Origin of the sequence: Paenarthrobacter sp. YIM B13468 (genome assembly GCF_042788025.1) — a bacterium.
Classification (GTDB): Bacteria; Actinomycetota; Actinomycetes; order Actinomycetales; family Micrococcaceae; genus Arthrobacter; species Arthrobacter aromaticivorans.
This window is the reverse complement of the sequence record NZ_JBHZPI010000001.1, coordinates 278921-299106: the sequence shown is the minus strand read 5'-3', so window position 1 is coordinate 299106 and position 20186 is coordinate 278921. Positions and strand designations below refer to the sequence as shown.

General features: G+C 62.5%; 20 protein-coding genes. 11 read left to right on the top strand and 9 right to left on the bottom strand.

Annotation, left to right across the window (positions count from 1 at the left end):
- Window positions 1-12 precede the first annotated feature (12 nt).
- Together ACFX4T_RS01370 and ACFX4T_RS01365 are read left to right on the top strand one after the other, a co-directional pair.
- Window positions 13-861: a fumarylacetoacetate hydrolase family protein gene (locus ACFX4T_RS01370; protein ID WP_377650544.1), complete on the top strand. Its 849-nt coding sequence runs from the start codon at window positions 13-15 to the stop codon at window positions 859-861.
- A gap of 18 nt (window positions 862-879) precedes the next feature.
- The gene (locus ACFX4T_RS01365) at window positions 880-1365 is read left to right on the top strand and encodes a GtrA family protein (RefSeq protein ID WP_377650543.1); all 486 of its coding nucleotides are present in this window, start codon (window positions 880-882) and stop codon (window positions 1363-1365) included.
- Here the strand turns inward: ACFX4T_RS01365 and ACFX4T_RS01360 are convergent, their stop codons facing one another.
- The 6 genes from ACFX4T_RS01360 to ACFX4T_RS01335 all read right to left on the bottom strand — a co-directional run bounded on the left by ACFX4T_RS01360 (window position 1366) and on the right by ACFX4T_RS01335 (window position 7877).
- On the bottom strand, window positions 1366-2532 hold the full coding sequence (locus ACFX4T_RS01360) for a cysteine desulfurase family protein (RefSeq protein ID WP_377650542.1): 1167 nt from the start codon (window positions 2530-2532) through the stop codon (window positions 1366-1368).
- A 5-nt stretch (window positions 2533-2537) separates the two neighbouring features.
- Entirely contained in the window at window positions 2538-3446 is a 909-nt protein-coding gene (nadC, locus tag ACFX4T_RS01355; protein WP_377650541.1) for a carboxylating nicotinate-nucleotide diphosphorylase, read from the bottom strand.
- Window positions 3439-5223 (bottom strand): L-aspartate oxidase, encoded by a 1785-nt coding sequence (locus ACFX4T_RS01350; RefSeq protein ID WP_377650540.1) that lies wholly within the window; start codon window positions 5221-5223, stop codon window positions 3439-3441. The genes nadC and ACFX4T_RS01350 overlap by 8 nt, the downstream gene beginning before the upstream one ends.
- Before the next feature lie 45 nt (window positions 5224-5268).
- On the bottom strand, window positions 5269-6576 hold the full coding sequence (nadA, locus tag ACFX4T_RS01345) for a quinolinate synthase NadA (RefSeq protein WP_377650539.1): 1308 nt from the start codon (window positions 6574-6576) through the stop codon (window positions 5269-5271).
- Window positions 6573-7292 carry an NUDIX domain-containing protein gene (locus ACFX4T_RS01340; protein WP_216923912.1) on the bottom strand — a complete coding sequence of 240 codons (720 nt, stop codon included), beginning with the start codon at window positions 7290-7292 and terminating at the stop codon, window positions 6573-6575. Before ACFX4T_RS01340 ends, nadA begins: the two co-directional genes overlap by 4 nt.
- Before the next feature lie 111 nt (window positions 7293-7403).
- Window positions 7404-7877, bottom strand: a complete 474-nt coding sequence (locus ACFX4T_RS01335; protein WP_216923913.1) for an Lrp/AsnC family transcriptional regulator — start codon at window positions 7875-7877, stop codon at window positions 7404-7406.
- A 176-nt stretch (window positions 7878-8053) separates the two neighbouring features.
- On the opposite strand from ACFX4T_RS01335, the gene ACFX4T_RS01330 reads away from it, so the two are divergent.
- From ACFX4T_RS01330 to ACFX4T_RS01310, 5 genes are all read left to right on the top strand, one after another.
- A complete protein-coding gene (locus ACFX4T_RS01330; RefSeq protein WP_377650538.1) occupies window positions 8054-9439 on the top strand; it encodes an amino acid permease in 1386 nt (461 codons plus the stop codon).
- Between the two features lie 138 nt (window positions 9440-9577).
- Window positions 9578-10630: a thiamine pyrophosphate-dependent enzyme gene (locus tag ACFX4T_RS01325; protein ID WP_377650537.1), complete on the top strand. Its 1053-nt coding sequence runs from the start codon at window positions 9578-9580 to the stop codon at window positions 10628-10630.
- A gap of 40 nt (window positions 10631-10670) precedes the next feature.
- Window positions 10671-11708 (top strand): alpha-ketoacid dehydrogenase subunit beta, encoded by a 1038-nt coding sequence (locus tag ACFX4T_RS01320; RefSeq protein ID WP_377650624.1) that lies wholly within the window; start codon window positions 10671-10673, stop codon window positions 11706-11708.
- Window positions 11701-12030 carry a biotin/lipoyl-containing protein gene (locus ACFX4T_RS01315; protein WP_216923916.1) on the top strand — a complete coding sequence of 110 codons (330 nt, stop codon included), beginning with the start codon at window positions 11701-11703 and terminating at the stop codon, window positions 12028-12030. The genes ACFX4T_RS01320 and ACFX4T_RS01315 overlap by 8 nt, the downstream gene beginning before the upstream one ends.
- A 1-nt stretch (window position 12031) precedes the next feature.
- Complete coding sequence (locus ACFX4T_RS01310; protein ID WP_377650536.1) at window positions 12032-12862, top strand: alpha/beta fold hydrolase; 831 nt, start codon at window positions 12032-12034, stop codon at window positions 12860-12862.
- An 18-nt stretch (window positions 12863-12880) separates the two neighbouring features.
- Here the strand turns inward: ACFX4T_RS01310 and ACFX4T_RS01305 are convergent, their stop codons facing one another.
- A complete protein-coding gene (locus ACFX4T_RS01305; RefSeq protein WP_216923918.1) occupies window positions 12881-13294 on the bottom strand; it encodes a MarR family transcriptional regulator in 414 nt (137 codons plus the stop codon).
- An 84-nt stretch (window positions 13295-13378) separates the two neighbouring features.
- Here ACFX4T_RS01305 and ACFX4T_RS01300 point away from each other — a divergent pair, with 84 nt between their 5' ends.
- A complete protein-coding gene (locus tag ACFX4T_RS01300; RefSeq protein ID WP_377650535.1) occupies window positions 13379-14047 on the top strand; it encodes a phosphoribosyltransferase in 669 nt (222 codons plus the stop codon).
- Window positions 14048-14130: 83 nt separating this feature from the next.
- On the opposite strand, the gene ACFX4T_RS01295 is transcribed toward ACFX4T_RS01300, so the two are convergent.
- On the bottom strand, window positions 14131-15465 hold the full coding sequence (locus ACFX4T_RS01295; RefSeq protein WP_377650534.1) for an MFS transporter: 1335 nt from the start codon (window positions 15463-15465) through the stop codon (window positions 14131-14133).
- 245 nt (window positions 15466-15710) lie between these two features.
- On the opposite strand from ACFX4T_RS01295, the gene ACFX4T_RS01290 reads away from it, so the two are divergent.
- Together ACFX4T_RS01290 and ACFX4T_RS01285 are read left to right on the top strand one after the other, a co-directional pair.
- Window positions 15711-16457 carry an IclR family transcriptional regulator gene (locus tag ACFX4T_RS01290; RefSeq protein ID WP_377650533.1) on the top strand — a complete coding sequence of 249 codons (747 nt, stop codon included), beginning with the start codon at window positions 15711-15713 and terminating at the stop codon, window positions 16455-16457.
- Between the two features lie 142 nt (window positions 16458-16599).
- Window positions 16600-17394, top strand: a complete 795-nt coding sequence (locus ACFX4T_RS01285; protein ID WP_377650532.1) for a MoaF C-terminal domain-containing protein — start codon at window positions 16600-16602, stop codon at window positions 17392-17394.
- 102 nt (window positions 17395-17496) lie between these two features.
- Here the strand turns inward: ACFX4T_RS01285 and ACFX4T_RS01280 are convergent, their stop codons facing one another.
- Window positions 17497-18972: an APC family permease gene (locus tag ACFX4T_RS01280; protein ID WP_377650531.1), complete on the bottom strand. Its 1476-nt coding sequence runs from the start codon at window positions 18970-18972 to the stop codon at window positions 17497-17499.
- Window positions 18973-19207: 235 nt separating this feature from the next.
- Here ACFX4T_RS01280 and ACFX4T_RS01275 point away from each other — a divergent pair, with 235 nt between their 5' ends.
- Window positions 19208-20167, top strand: coding sequence for a helix-turn-helix domain-containing protein (locus ACFX4T_RS01275; protein ID WP_216923922.1), 960 nt, complete (start codon window positions 19208-19210; stop codon window positions 20165-20167).
- Window positions 20168-20186 lie beyond the last annotated feature (19 nt).

Sequence of the window (20186 nt, the reverse complement as noted above, 5' to 3'; positions counted from 1 at the left end):
TAGGATGTCATCATGACTTTTCCCCTTCCCCGTCGTATCGCCCGCGTCCGGCCCTTGGATACACAGGATCCCAACGAGCAATTCTTCGTTGCCAACGACGCCCTGGACTTCGACTCCGCGGCCGGGCAGCAGTGGATTGTTATCGATTCGCCCTTCGGGGCATCAAGGGCAAACGCGAGTAGCCCCTCGCGGCACGGCTGGGAAAAAGGGGCTGGGGTGAGCGAGGGTTCTTTCACTTTCCTCGCACCTTCAGTGCCGGCCAACGTCCTTGGTATGGCCCACAACACCGGGCAAGCTGGCAGGGACCTTCCACCACAGGCATTTCACAAGGCCGCATCCAGCGTGATCGGCTCCGGCGAAGCGATCCAGCTGAGTTCGAACGTTGGTCATGTTGACCCGGAAGCCGAACTGACGGTCGTCGTCGGAAGTACAGCGAGGGGCCTGACGCTGGAAACGGCGGGTTCGGCAATCCTCGGCTACACCATCGGGAACGATGTCTCTGCACGCGACCTCCAAAAGACCGATGAACTCTGGATCAGCGCGAAGAGCCAGGACACTTTCACACCTGCAGGTCCGTGGATCGTCACCGACCTGGACGCCGCAGATCTTTCCATCCGGATCGTCCACAACGGCACTGGCCTCACACCCGCCAGCACGGCGGACCTCGGCTGGAAAGTGGACGAGATCATGGTCTACCTGACCTCGTTCATGACCCTCCACCCCGGCGACCTGGTCCTGACTGGCTTCCCCGCCGAATGCGCGCGCATTCAGCCAGGTGACACCGTTGTGTGCCGCGTGGAAGGAATCGGGGAGCTCTCCAACCCCGTCACTACGGCTTCCTGGGAGGACGTGCCCGCATAGTGTGTCAGGCTTAACCTCATGGAGACAGCCGCAGACGCCGCCGAACTGCGGCCGCCTCCCTTACAGAAGCCTGCCAGGAAGAGGCATCGCGGCCTTCTCAAGTACCCTGTGGTGCGGCAACTGCTTCGCTTCACCGGCGTCGGAATTCTCTGCACAGCGAGTTCGCTTGCCCTCTATGCGCTGCTGCGTCCCTGGATTGACCCGCAGCCTGCCAATGCCGTGGCGTTGATCGTCACGTCCTTCATGAATACAGCGCTGAACCGCAGGTTGACCTTCAAGATCAGAGGTAGCAGGAAACGCGGCCAGGACCACATGCATGGGCTGATCGTCATAGGCATTGCCTTGGTCATCACTGGCGGGAGCCTGGGCATCCTGCATCTCATCCACCCCGAGGCTACTGTCAGTGAAGAACTCTGGACCACGACGCTCTCCGGCTTCGTCGCCACGGGCGTCCGGTTCACCCTCTTGAGGCACTGGATTTTCCGCCGCGCCCGCCACGTGTGACTAGTTGTGCTGGGGAGACGCCAGGTTCCGGACACGCCCGACGGCGGCTTCCACGGCTCCGGCAGCTTGCTCGAGTTCGGCTTCGGTAACAGTTGAGGCGAAGCTGAACCGCACGGCTGTTTGCGCTATCTCCGGGACAATGCCCAAAGCCAGCAGCACCGGTGACGGCGCGTCAGATCCGGCAGCACATGCCGAGCCGCTGGAGCAGACCACGCCCAGGCGTTCCAGCTCAAGCAGGACTGATTCGCCGCTGGTTCCAGGGAAGCAGAACGATGCGATCGATGGCAGCCTCTGGCTTCGATGCCCTGTCAGTATGGCACCGGGGACGGTTTGGAGGATGTGCGAGACGAACCGCTCCCGCAGGCCAGAAACCCGCGAGGCCAGCTCCGGCTGCTCGCCAAGGCTCAAAGTCAGGGCGGTGGACAACGCCACGGCCCCGGCCACGTTCTCTGTTCCGGACCTCTTTCCCCGTTCCTGGCCTCCACCATGAACCAACGGCTCCACGCGCGTCCGGCCCTTTGTGAACAGGACACCGGACCCCTTGGGCGCGCCCAGCTTGTGGCCGGAAATGCTCAGGGCATCTACGCCCAGGGCCTTGACGTCCAAGCTCAGCCAGCCAGCCGCCTGGACGGCGTCAGTGTGGAAGGGGATGCCAAACCCGTGGGCTACGGCAGCAAGGTCCGCGACGGGCTGGACCGTACCAATCTCGTTGTTTGCATACATGATGCTCACCATGGCCGTGTCCGGCCGAAGGACGGCGCGTAGCGCGTCCACCGTGACCAGCCCGTCGCGGTCCACCGGCACCACGTCCACCATGAAGCCATGCATGCGTTCGAGGTAGCGGGCGGATTCCTCCACCGCAGGATGCTCGATTGCGCTTATCACTACCCGATTCAGCGAGGGATCAGCCGCATGCCGGGCCAGTGCGATTCCCTTGACGGCCAGGTTGTCAGCCTCCGTGCCGCCCGAGGTAAAGGTCACCTCGCCAGCGCGGCAATTGAGCACATTCGCGACGGCGGATCTCGCCTCTGCGAGCGCCGTGGCCGCCGCTTCACCCAGGCTGTGGTGGCTGGACGGGTTGCCAAACTCGCCGCTGAGGTACGGCCACATGGCTTCGAGCACCTCGCGCCGGACAGGTGTGGTGGCTGCAGCGTCCAGGAAGATCATGGAAGTCAGACTGCTTCCAGCTCTGCTTCAGCTCGCAGTTCGATATCCAGCCCGAGGTCCAGTGCCGAGACGCTGTGCGTCAGCCCGCCGATGGAGATGACGTCTACGCCCGTTGCCGCGATCTCTGCCACTGTGTTGAGGTTGACGTTTCCGCTGGCCTCCACATTTGCCCGTCCATCTACCTGCTTGACGCCTGCCCTGAGTTCATCGATGGAAAAGTTGTCCAGCATGATGGTGTCCACTCCCGCGGCCAGAACGGGTTCAATCTGATCTGCCCGGTCAACCTCAACTTCAAAGTGGGTGGTGTGTCCCAGCTGGGCTTTGGCGGCCACGAGCAGTTCAGTCAATTTTGCGGGGTCGCCGCCGGTCATGACAGCCAAGTGGTTGTCCTTTGCCAGGACGGCATCCGAGAGGCTGTAGCGGTGGTTCGCTCCCCCACCGCAGCGCACGGCATAGCGTTCCAGAACACGCAAGCCAGGTGTCGTTTTGCGGGTGTCCGTGATCCGGGCACGCGTTCCTTCAACCAGCCTGACGAATTCTGCGGTCTTGGTGGCGATAGCGCTCATCCGCTGCACCAGGTTGAGTCCGACCCGTTCCGCCAACAGTACCGAGCGTGCACTGCCGGTGACGCGGGCGAGGTGTGTACCGGCGTCGAACGCTTCACCGTCGGCCAGCAGCAACTGGACGTCCGTATCCGGGTCGACGAGCTTCATGGCGTCGCGGAACACCGTTCCACCGCTGAACACGCCCGGGACTCGGGCGTTCAGTACCGCAGTGGCACGTGCCCCGGCGGGGATGAGCAGCTGTGAGGTGATGTCACCGCTGGGCGCGTCCTCCGCGAAGGCCCTTTCCAGGATGTCCCGGACGGGTGCCGTGGGAAGGGTCAGGTTGGTGGTGGAGGTCAGGTCAGTCATTGATGAGGCTCGCTTTCCGGCTCATGGTGTAACGCTTGTCAAAATCGTCGACGGCGGCTGGTTCCGCCACGCCATCGCTGCGGTAGTGGGCCCCAAGCGACTCCCGCCGCTCCCGCGCAGCGCGCACCAGCAACTGCGCCGCGAGCAACAAATTAGCGTCCTCATGCACCCTGGGGTCCAAGGAGACCGGCGCGCTCAGGGGCAGAACGGCCTCGGCCCAGGAATCCAGCCCGGCTTCGGCCTCCGCCAGCAGGACCCCGTTGCGGAGCACACCTGCCTTGGCAGTCATCAACCGGCGCAGCGCGTTCCGGGAGAACCCCGCCGACGGCACGAAATCGAAACCGGCGGAGGCGCCTTCCATTCTGAGCGGCGCCGGAGACCCCGACAGCGCCGTTGTCGCCTCAGCGGCTGGCGGGGTCCCGGCAGCGTGCGTAAAAGCGAGGCCGCCCGCGGCCGAGTTAGCACGCAGAGGGAGCGCGTCCGCCGACCCCAGGAACCCCTCCACAGCCCGCCGCCCGAACACGAGCCCTTCAAGCAGGGAATTGCTGGCCAGCCGATTGGCGCCTTGGACTCCGGTGCAGGCAACCTCACCAGCGGCCAACAGCCCAGGAACAGATGTGCGGCCGTAAAGGTCCGTCACCACCCCACCCATCCAGTAATGCGCCGCTGGAGCGACGGGGACGGGCTCACGGCTCCAGTCAAAGCCGGCTTGGCGTGTGCGTTCGCTGATGGTGGGGAAGCGCTTCTCGAGGAAGCCTTTCCCCCGCCGTTCCTCGATCACGGTTGCATCGAGGAACACGTGACCGTTGGGGTCACCGAGCGCCGCAAGGTGCAGGGCTATGCTCCGGGAGACGACGTCCCTTGGGGCAAGCTCGCCGTCCGCGTGGTAATCGGCCATGAACCGGCGTCCGGTGGCGTCCACGAGGATGGCACCCTCGCCGCGGACAGCTTCGGAGATGAGCAGAGGGTCAGTATTGCCCTCTGCCTCAAGGGCATCCCCAGCACGGACCATGCACGTGGGATGGAACTGGAAGAATTCGAGATCGGATACCTCGGCTCCGACCCTCCAGGCCAGGGCGAGCCCGTCTGCTGTGGCGACGGATGGGTTGGTTGTTTGTGCGAACAATTGACCGGCGCCCCCGGTGGCCAAAAGCACGGCATCGGAGTAGCGGGCCATTTCCCTGCCTTCATGGAGGAAGTTCACCCCCATCACGCGACCGCGTCCCGGCACGTTCTGGTACAGCTCGCCATCCTGGATCAGTGAGGTTACCTGCGCGTGCCCGATCACCTGGATTCTTCCAGCCGCCTGGAAGTCCAACACCGTCTTGATCAGGGCAGCTGCAACGCGGGCACCTGTGGCGTCACCCCCGGCGTGGAGGATACGCGGGGCAGAGTGGGCGGCTTCGAGTCCCAGGGAGGGATCGCCGTCGTCGTCGAGGTCGAAACGGACGCCGAAGCGTCCAAGCCCGGCAATGTCCATCCGGGCCTCGGTGCACAGCACCCGCACGGCTTCCTCGTCGCAGTGGCCCGCACCGGCATTGAGGGTATCGGCGATGTGGGCAGCAACGGTATCACCCGGAGCCGGCTCATCCAGGACAGCCGAGATGCCACCCTGGGCCAAGTACGTATTGCTGTCCGCGAGCGCGCCTTTAGTAAGCAGCACCACTTCGGCTCCGGCTTCGGCGGCAAGCAGGGCTGAGTAGAGCCCCGCAATGCCGCTTCCGACGACGATCAGCCGCTTGGGCTGGTGCCCTCCAGCGAGGCTTCCTGAGGTCATGTGAGGCTCGATTCGGATCGTCCGGAAGACCGGTGTTGGTAGCGGTTAGGCAGGCTTGGCCGCCAGCATGCGCTCCAGCGCAATTTTGGCGTTGTCCTGCACGGTGTCATCCACGGTGATGCGGTTGACGATGCGTCCTTCGACGAGTTCCTCAAGCACCCAGGCGAGGTAACCAGGGTGGATGCGGTACATGGTGGAGCAGGGGCAGATAACGGGATCCAGGCAGAAGATCGTGTGCTGTGGGTTTTCCGCGGCGAGCCGGTTCACCATGTTGATCTCTGTACCGATGGCGAAGGTGGTGGGCTCGGTAGCTGCAGCGATCGCCTTCTTGATGAAGTCGGTGGACCCTGCGGAATCGGCAGCATCCACAACTTCCATGGGGCATTCGGGGTGCACGATCACGTTGACGCCGGGGAAGTCGAGGCGGGCTTTTTCGATCTGGCCCACGTTGAAGCGCTTGTGCACCGAGCAGAAGCCGTGCCAGAGGATGACGCGGGAGTCCAACAATGTTTGTTCGTCATTGCCGCCCAGTTCCTTGCGGGGGTTCCACATCGGCATCTGCTCCAAGGGGACGCCCAGGGCCTTTGCGGTGTTGCGGCCCAGGTGCTGGTCGGGGAAGAACAGGACGCGCTGCCCACGCTCGAAGGCCCATTCCAGGACCACCTTCGCGTTGGAGGAAGTGCAAACAATTCCGCCGTTGCGGCCACAGAAGGCCTTCAGTGCAGCAGAGGAGTTCATGTAGGTGACGGGGATGACCGGAACGCGGCCCTGGGCGTCGGTGTCCGTGCCGAAGATTTCTTCGAGCTGTTCCCAGCATTCCTCTACGGAGTCCTCATCAGCCATGTCCGCCATGGAGCAGCCGGCCGCCAGGTTGGGCAGGATGACTGCCTGTTCGGGCGTGGAAAGGATATCCGCAGTCTCTGCCATGAAGTGGACGCCGCAGAAGATGATGGCTTCGGCGTCGGGCTTGGTCAGCGCAGCATTGGCGAGCTGGAAAGAGTCACCCACGAAGTCGGCATACTGGATGACTTCGTCACGCTGGTAGAAGTGGCCCAGGATCACGGCACGGTCCCCGAGCGTCTTTTTGGCAGCCCGGATACGGGCATCAAGTTCAGCGTCCGTCGCCCGCTTGTACTCCTCCGGGAGCTGTCCCTGCCGCGGCGTCTCCTTGGGAGCGACGTCGCTGCTGGAGGCTCCCGGTCCGTAAGCGGGGGCACCGGCAATTGCCTCGGCAAGGTCATACTCCCAGGGCCCTTTGGCCAGGGCCGGGCTGCAGGTGGATCCTGCGCGGGAAAGGCCCTTCTCGGCTTCCTCGCGCGTGATCAGCTGGACGGCAGTATTGACGCTGCTCATGGTGTACTCCTGTTATCTGGCCCGAGACCGGGCGTGCCGGTGAAGCGGTAGAGGCGTGGCGGACGGTGTTTTCCGCCCTGCAGGTATTCACCGGTCTCTTCAATGTCCGGTGTGGCTTTGATATGACGGCGGAAGTTTGCCGGATCCAGCTGGCGGTCCAGCACGGCTTCGTAGACTTCACGGACCTGCGCGAGAGTGAAGAACTCTCCCAGCAGGTGGTAGGCGATGGACCCGTAGGCCATCTTGTTGCGGAGGCGCCAGAGCGCGTAATCCACAATCGCGTTGTGGTCGAAGGCGAGTTCGCCGAGCCTGTCAGCCCGGAACCACCGCACATTTTCCGATTCGTCTGCGAGGGCCGCTTCGGTTGGCTGGACGAGTGCCCAGTAAACGATGGATACCACTCGCTGGCTGGGCGAGCGATGCAGGCCGCCGAAGGCGTAGAGCTGTTCAAGGTATTGCGGCACCAGGCCCGTGGTGTCGCGAAGGTTGCGCGATGCTGCATCCTGGAGAGATTCATCGTGCGCCAAGGGTCCGCCTGGCAGCGCCCACATGTCTTTATATGGTTCACGGATTCTGCGGACCAGTGGCAGCCATAGGGTGGGACGGCCGGATGTTTCGCTGGGGCGGAGGGCGAAAATCACCGTTGAGATTGCCAACGACGGCGGCGCCAGGCGGCGTTCAGCAACGTTCGCCGATATCGGATTCACGGCGTTCACCTCGCTTCATCGCCGTCTGGAGATCTTCTCTCCACCCTGGAATCTTAGTTAAAGTCATCTTGACTAGAACTAATGGTACGACTCTGCAGCCCCTTGGCAAAATGCCCTGCGTCACACTGACTTGGCGGCGGCTTCCATCAGTGGCAGGGTCCGGCCCTGGATGTGGCTGTTGAGCACTATGACGGACGAACAACGGACCACGGATTTGGTGGCGATCATCGCGTCCAGCACCCGCTGCATATCAGGATTTGAGCGTGCTGCAATGCGAACCATCAAATCGGAATTTCCCGTCACGGTGTGCACTTCAATGATCTCCGGGATGGCGCTAAGGCTCTGGATAATGGCGTCGTGACCGATCTCCTGGGTAATGGTGACCGAACAGAACGCCACCACGGGGAAGCCGAAGTTGGCCGGATCAGGCTGGGGAACCCAGGACCCGATCACTCCGTTCTCGATCATTCGGTCAATCCGGGACTGCACCGTAGCCCTGGCAACCCTCAGCACGCGGGATGCTTCCAACACAGAGGACCTCGGCGAATCCGTGAAGAAACGTACAATTTTTGCATCAAGTGCATCAACCAGCATCAAAGTTCCTGTCCCCGGGGATTCTTACCCATCACATCGCCACAGCAAAAAGTGATGTATCTTACAAACTGCGAGAATTATTCCACGGCTCTTGCTGCGTCGTCGACGCCCAGCTTGCTCAGCCCAAGAGGCCGGCTCGCTACACCGAGTATGAAATCCATAGAAGGTAGACACGTATGACAACGAAGTCCATCGCGGCTCCTGCGCCAACTTCCGGCCTTGGCCATTCACTTAAGCCACGCCAACTCACCATGATGGGGCTCGGAAGCGCCATCGGAGCAGGCCTCTTCCTCGGCTCCGGCGCAGGCATCCAGGCTGCCGGCCCGGCGGTCCTGATCTCCTACCTCGTGGCGGGAACCCTGATCATCCTGGTCATGTGGGCCCTCGGCGAAATGGCGGCCGCAAACCCCAACAGCGGAGCATTCTCCGTCTACGCCGAAAAAGCCATGGGCAAGACCGCTGGCGGCACCATTGGCTGGCTCTGGTGGCTGCAGCTGGTGGTGGTCATCGCGGCCGAAGCCCTTGGCGCGGCAGGCCTGCTCTTCACCGTGTGGCCGGTGGTTCCAGTGTGGGTGCTCGCCCTGGTGTTCATGGTGGCGTTCACCGGCATCAACCTCGTGGGCGTCCGGAATTTTGGCGAGTTCGAATTCTGGTTCGCCATCCTTAAGGTTGCGGCAATCGTCATCTTCCTCCTCATCGGCGCCGCTCTACTGTTCGGCTGGCTGCCCAACGTTGCCTCACCCGGCCTGTCCACCTTCGGGGACTTCGCCCCCAACGGAATCGGCGGCATCGCAGCTGCTCTGTTCGTGGTGATCTTCGCCTTCGGTGGAACGGAAATCGTCAGCGTCGCCGCCGCTGAAACCGAGAACCCCGCGCACAGCGTCGGCAAGGCCATCCGCACTGTTGTCTGGCGAATCCTGGTCTTCTACATCGGCTCGGTATTCGTCATTGCGGCGGCTCTTCCCGTTGGCTCCGAAGGACTGAAGTCCCCGTTCGCGGGCGTACTGGACCTCGCAGGAATTCCTGGGGCCGGTGCCGCCATTACGCTGGTGGCCGTCGTTGCCCTGCTTTCGGCCTTGAACGCCAACCTGTACGGCGCCTCAAGAATGATCTTCTCCCTGTCGGAGCGCGGCGAGGCCCCGGGCTTCCTGTCCAAGCTGAACGGCTCCAAGGTGCCTGTGGCCGCCGTCGGAATTTCGGTTGCGTTCGGCTTCATCGCAACCGTCCTGGAACTGCTCTTCCCCGAGCACGTACTGCCGGCGCTCCTGAACCTTGTGGGGTCCACCTGCCTGGTGGTGTGGGGCACTGCTTTGGTCTCGCAGTTCATCCTGCGCCGCAGGGCCGACCGCGAAGGCACCGAGCTGCCGCTGCGGATGAAGGGTTTCCCGGTCCTTACGGTCGTCGGGATCGTCCTGTTGGCCATCATCCTCTTGGTGGGCTTTGCCAACCCTGAGAGCGCCGGCCAGCTGATCGGTACGTTCATCCTGATCCTGGTTATCGCCGCTGGATGCTTCCTCAACGCCAAGGCGAAGGCCGGCAAGCAGCCACTGCGGAGCAAGTAGCCGCCTGCTCATTGAAATCAAGAGGTCCTGTGCATTTTGTTTTGCACAGGACCTCTTTGCGTATCCAAATTGTACAAAGTGTTTCGTTGAAGCTGAGCTGATTGCGCACCCCTATTGTTGGTGACTAGTGTCACAGCCATGACAACGAAACCCGTGCTCGCCGCCGTCGATGAGGATGCGGCGCCGCTTACGCACGAACAGCTGCGTGAGCTCTATTCCCTGATGGCTTCCGTCCGCCACCTGGACACCGCAGCCGTCGCCTGGCAACGCCAGGGCATCATTCCCGGCTACGCGCCCCAGCTGGGCCAGGAAGCCGCGCAGGTAGGCAGCGGATATGCCGTTGACCGGACCCGCGACTTCGTGTTCCCCACCTATCGCGAGATGGGCGTAGCCCGGGCAATGGGCCTGGACATGGTGGGCTACATGTCCACACACAAAGCCACGTGGCACGGCGGAATGTACAACCCGCTGGAATCCCGCTTCGCTCCTATCCAGGCCGTAGTGGCGGGATCGGTATTGCATGCTGTTGGCTGGGCCCACGGCCAGACCGTCTCCGGAAAGCCCGACGGCGAACGCGGCGTTGCCATGACGTACTTCGGTGACGGAGCATCCTCCCAGGGCGATGTCCACGAGGCCATGAACTTTGCTGCTGTGATGAAGGCGCCAGTGGTCTTCTTCATCCAGAACAACGGCTGGGCAATCTCCGTCCCTACGGAGCGCCAGGTTGCCGGCGGCTCAGTCGCTGCACGCGCCGCCGGATACGGAATTCCTTCCCTGCAGGTGGACGGGAACGACGTCGTCGCTGTCCATGAGGCAACGCGCTCGGCTTTCGCGCATTGCCGTGCCGGTAACGGGCCTGTGGTGATCGAAGCCATGACCTACCGCCGCGGACCCCACTCCACGGCGGACGACCCCGGACGATACCGCACCCTGGAAGAGGAACGCCTGAGCGCGGGTGAGGATCCCCTTGAACGATTCAAGCAGCGCCTGCTCTCCGAGGGCGTTGCGGATACCGCATTCTTCGCCCGCGCACAGCAGCAGGCCCAGGACGAAGAGGAAGCCGTTCGCACGGGTATCGAAGCACTTGGGCCCCGTCCCGGTGCCGAGATGTTCAGCCTCGTTTTCCAGGAACCAACGCCCACCCTTCAATCCCAGGCCACTGCGTGGCGCAAGGAGTCCGAACATGTCTGAGGCAGCCACAGCACTATCGTTCGCTCCCGGGCCGGTCACGATGGAGACTGAACCCGTCCTGCACCTTTCCATGCAGCAGGCACTGAACCGCGCGCTTGACGAGATCCTGGCCGACCATCCCAAAACGGTCATCTTTGGCGAGGACTGCGGCCGCTTGGGCGGCGTTTTCCGTATTACCGACGGCCTTCAGGCCAAGCATGGCGAAGAACGGGTCTTCGACACCCCACTAGCTGAGTCCGCCATCCTTGGCATGTCGGTAGGACTGGCAATGGCGGGCTTCCACCCCATTCCCGAAGTACAGTTCGACGGCTTCGCTTACCCGGCCATCAACCAGATCGTGTGCCAAATCGCCCGGATGAACTACCGCAGCCGCGGCACGCTCCCGATGCCCATCACACTCAGGGTTCCCAGCTTCGGAGGAATCCGCGCTCCGGAACACCACGGTGAAAGCCTTGAAGCTCTGTTTGCGCACGTTCCCGGCCTCAAAGTGGTTTCGCCCTCCACCCCACACGACGCATATCACCTCCTCAAGTACGCAGCCACGCGGCCGGATCCCGTCATCTTCATGGAGCCAAAGTCCCGCTACTGGCAGAAAGGTCCGGTGGACGTCAGCACTGCGACTCCCCACGGGGAAACGCGCGACGGCGGCATGGACGACGGCGGTAGCCTCACCGGCGCACGCGTTGCGCGGGAAGGCCGTCACCTGACACTCGTCGCTTGGGGCGCCATGGTGGCACGGTGCCTCCAGGTTGCCGAACTGGCAGCAGAAGACGGCATCGACGTCGAAGTCCTGGACCTGCGCTGGCTGAAACCAATCGACGCCGAAGCCCTGGCGAGGTCCGTCGGGAAGACGCGGCGCGCCGTCGTCGTCCACGAAGCCCCCTTGACCTCAGGCCTTGGCGCCGAAGTCGCCCAACTCATCACGCAGAGCTGTTTCTCAACGCTCAAGGCGCCGGTGGAACGGGTTACCGGATTCGACGTGCCTTATCCCTCCGGTGACCTGGAGGACGAATACATTCCCAACATCGACCGCATCCTCTTTGGGATCCAACGCGTACTGGAGTACCGCCGTGGCTGAACTTTCCTTCCCGCTCCCCGATCTGGGCGAAGGCCTCATCGAAGCGACCGTCCTGGATTGGCTCGTGTCCCCGGGCCAGCAGGTGGAACGCAACCAGCCCATTGTGGAGCTGGAAACCAGCAAGTCAGCGCTCGAATTGCCCAGCCCCCAGGCGGGTAAAGTGGTGCGTATTCACGGGGCGCCGGGCCAGACCATCAACGTCGGCGAACCGTTGATCGTGTTCGAGGTACCGGACGACACCGCCGGAATCGTGGGCACTGTTCCGAAAGACGAAGCACCCAAGCGCCGGGTCCGCCTGAGCGCCGTACTCGATGAGGACTGACATGATGACCGGCAGGCACACCGTGGAACAGCAAAGGCACACCGTGGAGGGAACAGACCCTGGTTTGTTCGTGGAAGTCCATGAGCCAGCCACCGACGCCGGCCTCCGCCCGGTCCTGCTGATCCACGGTTTTTCCTCATCCAGCAAACTAAATTGGGCGGACAGCGGCTGGATCACGGCCCTCCAGGACGCCGGACGCCGGGTCATTACCGTGGACCTGCCAGGCCACGGCAGGAGCCACTCCCCCGAGGACCTGGACTCGTACACGCCCAGCCGGATCCGTGCGGACCTCCTCCAGATCGCCACCGACGCCGGCGCGCGGCCATTGCGCGACGGCGATCCTTCCACGGGGCTGGACATCGTGGGCTACTCCTTGGGATCCCGACTGGCTTGGGAGTTCGCCGCAACCCAGCCGGACCTGGTTCACCGGATAGTCCTGGGCGGACCCAGCTCGGCAGATCCGTTGGCCGCTTTCGACCTCGTTGCCGCACAGCGGTACTTGGCTGATGGCACACCCATTGGGGACGAGTCCACCGCCGGGCTGCTGAAGATGGCACAACTATTGCCCAGCAATGACCTGTTCGCGTTGCTTTCGCTCATCGAGGCAATCAAGGGTGAGCCGTTCGACCCCGATGAAGCTGCACCGCACGTGCCCATCCTTTTGGTTGCCGGCGAAAAGGACGATCGGGCGGCCACCATGCCCGAACTCGCGCACCTCGCCGGCAAGCGGGGGGCCTTGGTGGAGACTCTTGTAGTCCCGGGACGCACCCACACGAACGTGATCACTAGCAGGGCTTTTAAGGAGGCTGCCATCGAATTCCTTGGCGTGTAGCGATGGCTCCGGCTGGCGCTAGCGGATCAACCGTTCCGCGTTAAGGCTCATTCGTTCCAGGACGCTCAACGCCATGGCATATTCATCGATCCCTATGCCCATGGATAGGTCCTGGCGGGCGGCTTCCACATAGCGGAGGGCCTCGTGGTATTTTTCCCGGCCGAGTTCGCTGAGTGCCAGGCGGTCATCAATCATGGTGATCATGCCCCTGCCCACCAACGAGGCAAGCTCCCGCTCCCGCAGACGCGTGTCATTGCCCCAGAATGGGCGCAGGATCTCATCCAGCTCATCCGGACGGACCGTTCCCTCTGCCAAAGTGGCCAGGGTCTGCCACTGCCGCCGGCTCAGCTTGACCCGGGCCAGGGTGGCATCGAGTTGGAGTTCCAGCGCGGCGTCGAGCCTCTTGATCCAATATCCAATGGGCTTGTTCACAAGCCCATGCTTCCAGCGGATGCCTCACCCGGCAAGCATTGAACGGTAGGCTGGAAGCAGCCAAATTACGTGGAAGTGGGGCAAATGGGCATACGTTTCAAGGACCGGGCGGAAGCCGGCCGGCGCCTGGCCGAAGGACTCCCCCAGTTCAGGGAACGGCCAGACACGATCGTCCTTGGCCTGGCCCGCGGAGGTGTCCCCCTGGCTGTTGCGGCCGCCTCCGCGTTGTACCTGCCCTTCGGTACCATTTTGGTCCGCAAACTGGGGATACCTGGCCGCGAGGAGACTGCCTACGGCGCACTTGCGTGGTGCCAGGGCGACGTCGTCCGCATCGTCAACAAGCCGCTCAAGGAACACGTCCTGGCCCATGGCATCAGCCAAGCTGCTTTGGATGCAGTAGAGGCACATGAACGCGCCGAACTACTTAGGCGCGCCAGGCAATACCCGGGAATCGAGAACGACCTTCGAGGTAGGACCGTCATTCTGGTGGACGATGGCCTGGCCACGGGCGCCACGATGCGTGCTGCCGTGGAGGCCGTGCGGGCATCAGGTGCTCGCACGGTGATCGCCGCCGTTCCCGTGGCTTCGCTGGAAGCTGCAACATCCTTGGCACGGGTCTGCGACTTCATGATGGCACTGCACACGCCAGGCAAATTCCATGCTGTTGGCGCGTTTTATGACCGTTTTGAACAGTTGACGGACGACGACGTCGTGGAGCAACTGGAAGGCGCAGGCGCCCCGAGGGCGAAATAGTTGCTTACGCTCCAGGTGGGCCCGGTTTCACAACCGCGCCCACCTGGAGACCTAATTCGTTGCTGACTGGATCTGTTGTTGGCCTAGTGATGAACGCTGAAGCCGAGGGGACGGCCCTTGGTTTCCTTTGCAAGAATCACGCCCACCGCTGAGATGATGCACAGGCCCATGATGTACAGGCCCACTGATCCGGACCACTTGGTGGCATCCAACAAAGCCTGGGCGATCAAAGGAGCGAAGGCACCGCCGAGAATGGCGCCCAGGGCGTAGCCGATGGAGATTCCCGAGTAGCGGACGTGTGCAGGGAACATCTCGGCATACATGGCTGACATGGGCCCATAGGACAAGCCAAGCCCAATGGTGAGGACGAACAAAGCTGTTCCGTACAGCAGGATGTCCTTGGAATCGATTAAGGCAAACATGGGGATCATCCACGCGAACACCAGCCCGTAACCGAGCAGGAACGTCTTTACGCGGCCAATCTTGTCCGAAAGCCAGCCTCCCACCATGGTGAAGATGAGCCACCCAAAGGAGGCAACCGTGGTGGCGAGAAGGACCTGCGGCGCTGGCATCTTAAGTGCCTTGGTGGCGTAGGAGATAAAGAAGGCGATCAACAGGTAGCCTGCGGCGTTGTTGGCGATGAAGATCAGTGCCGCGAGGATGACCTCCTTCTTGTTATTCCGGAACAGCTCGCTCAGAGGCGCCTTGCTTTCCGCCTTGCGCTGCGCGATTTCCTTAAAGACGGGGCTTTCCCCGACTGCGCGGCGAATGAGGTAGCCCACCACGATCAGAACCACGGAGAGCAGGAACGGTACGCGCCAACCCCAGGCGGCAAAGTCTTCCTTTGACATGCCCGACTGCAGGAAGAACAGGAGGCCGGTTGCCAGGATCATGCCAATGGGCACACCGATCTGCGGGTAAGCACCGAAGAGTCCGCGCTTGGTGATCGGAGCGTGCTCCACAGCCATCAGGGCGGCGCCGCCCCACTCGCCACCGGCAGAGAAGCCCTGGACCACCCGCAGGGTGATCAGCAGAATCGGGGCCCAAAGGCCGATTGTCCCGTAGGTAGGCAGCACGCCGATCAGGGCCGTCGCCGCCCCCATCATGACAAGCGTCATGACCAGGACTGCCTTGCGTCCCAGCCTGTCGCCGAGGTGTCCGGCAACGAAGGCCCCCAATGGCCGGAAGAGAAAGCTGATGCCGATGGTGGCGAAGGACAGAATTTGCGCCACGCCAGGGTTCGATTTTTCCAGCGGAGTCAGGAACAGCGGCGACAACAGCGTCGCCGTGAGCTGGGCAAAGATAAAGAAGTCGTACCACTCGATGGTGGTGCCGACCAAAGTCCCGGCCAGGACCCGGCGCTCTTCGCGCTTACTGCTTGGGCCCGACGCGGAGTCGACAGTGGAAGGTGCGGTCATTGGAACTCCAGGGGTGAGTGACTGGTCGGCGCGTGACTTGCATTAACCGACAGAACGGTCAGTTAGGAAAGACTACTACATACCGTGACCCAGCGCACAGCATTTATCTCGGCATGACGAGAAATGTGGGGCTCATGAGCAGCATTGTTCTATAGTTGAATAGTCTATTCGTATATGGAACGATGGCCTGATGTGGCGTGCAACACAAGAGTTGACCGCCGCATGCCGACACCCGCCAACATAGGATGGTTCGCATGAGTCCCCGCAGCGACGTCAAAAGTCCGCAGGAAGCAGCAACCCAAGCCCCGCCGTCGCAAACCCTCTCGCGGGGAATCCGCGCACTGGAAATCCTTGCCGAAGCCGAACGCCCGCTCAGCATCGCCGAACTCGCAGAAGCCCTCGGGGTGCACCGCTCTGTTGCCTACCGCATCCTCCGAACGTTGGAGGACCATTCGCTGTTGATCAGGGACGATTCAGGCCGCGTCCAGCCGGGCCCCGGACTGGCCGTGCTGGCACGTGGCGTCTCGCGCAACCTGCAAACAGCTGCCCTGCCAGAGCTCACCCAGCTGGCGAATACCCTGCACATGACCGCCTTCCTGACTGTTTGGGACCACCAGGAATGCGTCACCCTGGTCACCGTGGAACCCCGGCATTCAGGCGCCGCACTCGCCCAACATCCGGGAAGCCGCCACCCCATCGGTATTGGCGCACCCGGTATCGCCATCCAGTCGACCATGACCGAGGACCGTTGGCGCCAAGTAGGAGCAGGTATCCCCTACCGCCCCGAAGCGCACGAAGCCCGACGGATCGGCTACGCCACCAGCCACGACGAAGTGATCGCTGGGTTGTCATCAATCGCCGCTCCCATCCACGTCCCCGGCGGACGGCCGGCCGCAATCGCCGTCGTCTATATCCGCCTGGACCAGGACGCCGACGCCGTGGGTAAGGAGTTGGCTGCCAGCGCCATACGGATCGAGGGCCAGCTGGCCTGAACCCCTCCTCCACAGGGCAAGCATTCTTTCTGGGTCAATTGCCCTGCCTCACGGCACAAGACGCGCAGCCAAGGGAAGCCAATACTCGAAGAAGGACAGGAATCTCCTGTCCTTCTTGTTCTCGAGCACTGAGAAGGAACCCATGAGCCTGAATCTTCTTGATACCTCCAACTGGCTGCCCCTGGACGGTTTGGCGCCCGGCTTCGATGCCAACAAAGCCCCCACCGTCCAGGACCTTGCGGGACGGGAATTTACTGTCCGCAGCGATGGCGTGCCCATGAATTTCAGCTTCGATGACGAAGAAGTGCAGTGGGCTGCGGCGGGACGCAACGGGACGGCACCCTATGAGGCTTTCCTCGTAGCCGAGGAACTCTACTACGCCCAATGGCAGAGTCCGGTGGAGCAGGGCTTCGCCGTATCCCTGATCCTCGATCTCTCCAACGGCCGTGCACTCTACATCGGCGCTTTGCTGGGCGGCGGCTCCCAAGGATCAACCGCAGTCCACCACGATTTCCGCGCAGGGACCCTGGATGGCTTCACCGTCAAAGGAGCACCAATCGCCGAAAGCACGGCCCTGATCGGCCGGCGCGTCGAATGGGTGTACAGCGATGCCCACGCCTACGAACACATCTATCTCAGCCCTACCTGGTACACCTGGCAGTGCCTCGCCGGACCGGAGCGCGGCCTCGCAGACACCGATTCCAATACCGTCTTCGAAATCCGGCCCGGTATTTTCGTCTTTACCTGGCGCGAAAAGGTCATCCCGTGCGGCTCTGTGACCATAGCCGATCATCGGAGCCCCAAAGCAATCCGCTCACATGGCAGCCTTTTCGGTTGGGATGAGGCTGGCACCAAGCCCGTGCATTTCACGTTCGGCGCCCACGGCCGGTTGATCAGCATCACCCACCACACTCCGGAACTCGACCCCTCGCTCTAACTGGTCGGCTGGATATACAGCCGCAGCGGAAAGGAGAGGAAGCCCCCGGCAGTTGCCGGGGGCTTCCTCTCCTTTCCTGCGGTTTCGGTGTTCGAAGCAGTTTCAGTCTTCCGAGCCGTGGCCGATCCGGGCATAAAGCCCAGGCTGCGAGCGCCGCAGGCGCAGCCCCCACACGATCCCCAGCAGACCCGGCAGCAGCACCACCAGCGGTAGGACAAATGTTGCCGCCGTCGATTCCTTCTGACCGAGCAGGACGTTGAAGTTGGCAAGGATGAGGACAAACACTATCGCCAGGAGTACAAAGCCAAGGCCAGGCGCAACAACCCGTACCCACAGGCTGGCCCCGTGCGGCTTCCGGTGGAAGAAGCCGATCACGGCAACGGACACTACGGTCATGAGCAGGACCAGCCCCATGGCGCCGCTGTTGGTCAGCCAGGTAAACATGGTCAGTACTGGGTACAGTTCACCAAGTTCCGAACCCGATCCCGCGATTGCGAAGGCAACGGTCACGACGACGGCAATCGCCGATTGCGCCAGCGACCCCGCGAAAGGTGCTCCGCTCCCTGTGCGGACAGCTGCGAAGAACGGCGGGATGACGCGCTCCCGGCCGAGCGAAAAGAAGTATCGGGCCACAGCGTTGTGGAAGCTGACCAGTGCTGCGAAAAGGCTGGTCACGAAAAGGATCTGCGCTATATCGCTCAAGAGCACGCCCCCGTTGGTACCCAGGAAAGCGAAGATCATGTCCGGGCCACTGCTAGTGGCTGTTTCAATGACTGCGGATGGGCCCGCGCCCACGGTCATTGCCCAAGCCGAGGCAGCATAGAACAAGGCGATGATTGCGACAGCCGCGAAGGTGGCCCTGGCAACGGTCCGCTTGGGATCCTTGGACTCCTCGCCATAGATGGCGGCCGATTCGAAGCCCATGAAGGCAGCGATTCCAAAGGAAAGGACTGCGCCAATGCCGGGCACGAAGAGGCTCTCCGGGCTGAACGATGCTGCAGTGACTCCTTCAGGTGCCACGGCCAGGCTGATGACGTCGTAAACGATGACCACCAGGAACTCCAGAGCCACCAGGACGCCCAGCACCTTTGCCGAGAGGTCAACCCGGTTGACGCCCAACCAACCAACAATTGCGATGCACACCAGCACTGGGATCCACCACGGAACGCTGATGCCCAGCCTTGCCGAGAGCAGTGAGGAAACGGTGAAGCCGAAGAGCCCATAAATGCCCACCTGCATCAGGTTGTAGGCCATCAACGCGACCAGCGATGCTCCCACACCGGCCGGCCTGGAAATGCCTTGGGCAATGTAGGCGTAGAAGGCGCCCGCGTTGGTGACGTAACGGCTCATGGCCGCATAGCCGACCGCGAAGAGACCCAGGATGCCGCCGAGAATCAAGAACGAAAGCGGAACGCCTGTTACCCCGGTTACGGCGAAAGTGGTGGTTACTCCACCTGCAAGGACTGTCAGCGGCGCCGAGGCCGCAATAATCATGAAGGTCACGGCTGGTACCCCAAGACGCCTCTTGGTATCTGCGGCTCCAGCGATCATGCCCTTGACGGGGTTATCCACGCTCATAGTGTGCTCCTGCCTCGGTGCCGACGGAGATTTGCGCGGCACGGTGTCGGTCATTCCGCAATCTTCCTCCGCCAAGGCATTGCGTGACTTGTCTCACACGGCAAGGTGTTTGTCGGTGCACGCAAGCACAGCCCCGCAAAGTCCCCCGGTGTAGAATCGTGGGCAAGCTCACGTCCGCGCCGGTGGCATTCTGTACCGGCGCCATCAGGTACGGCGGGCATTGAAAGGGACCTTGATGACCGTCGCGGCTGATACCGGCCCCGCAACCGTGCACACAGTTGTGGCGGATTCGTTCCAGGAATGGAGCCGGGCCATCTCAGCATCCTTCGTGCCGTTGCTGGCCAAGGGCCCTAAAGAGCTCGCCTTCCACGGGACAATGCGAGCCCGTGTCCTGGGTCAAATTTCCGTGGTCGAAGTAACAGCTGGTCCCCATACGGTCCTGCGAACGCCTGAGTTGATCGCCAAGTCCACTGGACGCTTCTTCAAGCTCAGCATCCAGCTCTCCGGGACTGGCCGACTGGTTCAGGACGAACGCGAAGCGGTGCTCGGTCCCGGGGACCTCTCCATCTACGACACTTCCCGCCCTTACCAACTAACGTTCGACGACGACTTCCGCACTTTGGTGCTGATGTTCCCGCACGTCCTGCTCGACTTGCCGGCCGAAGCCATGGGCCACGTAACGGCCCTGCGGATTCCCGGGGACGAGGGCCTCGGCGAACTCATCAGCCCCTTCCTGGTAAGGCTGGCCGATAACCTCGAAGCCCTTTCAGGGGCAAATGGCCTGCGTCTGGTCCATAACGCACTGGACCTGGTCACTACCCTGTTCAACGGTGAACTCGACCAACTCATCGAGACAGGCCGCGACCCCCACCTTCTCTTGCTGGGCCGTATCCACGACTACATCGAGGCCAATCTGGGCGACCCCGAACTTTCCCCGGGAACCATAGCCGCCGCCCACTACATCTCCACCCGGCACTTGCACGATCTTTTCCAGGAGATCGGGACCACCGTGGCCGCATCCATCCGGCAGCGCAGGCTCGAACGCTGCAGGCGCGACCTCCTGGACCCGGTCCTGGCAGACCGGCCCGTCACGGCCATTGCGGCGCGGTGGGGATTCACTGACGCAGCCCACTTCAGCCGGATCTTCAGGGCCGCCTTCGGGAACTCCCCCACCGGCTATCGCAACAGCCACTGACCGTGGAATGCCGGGCAAA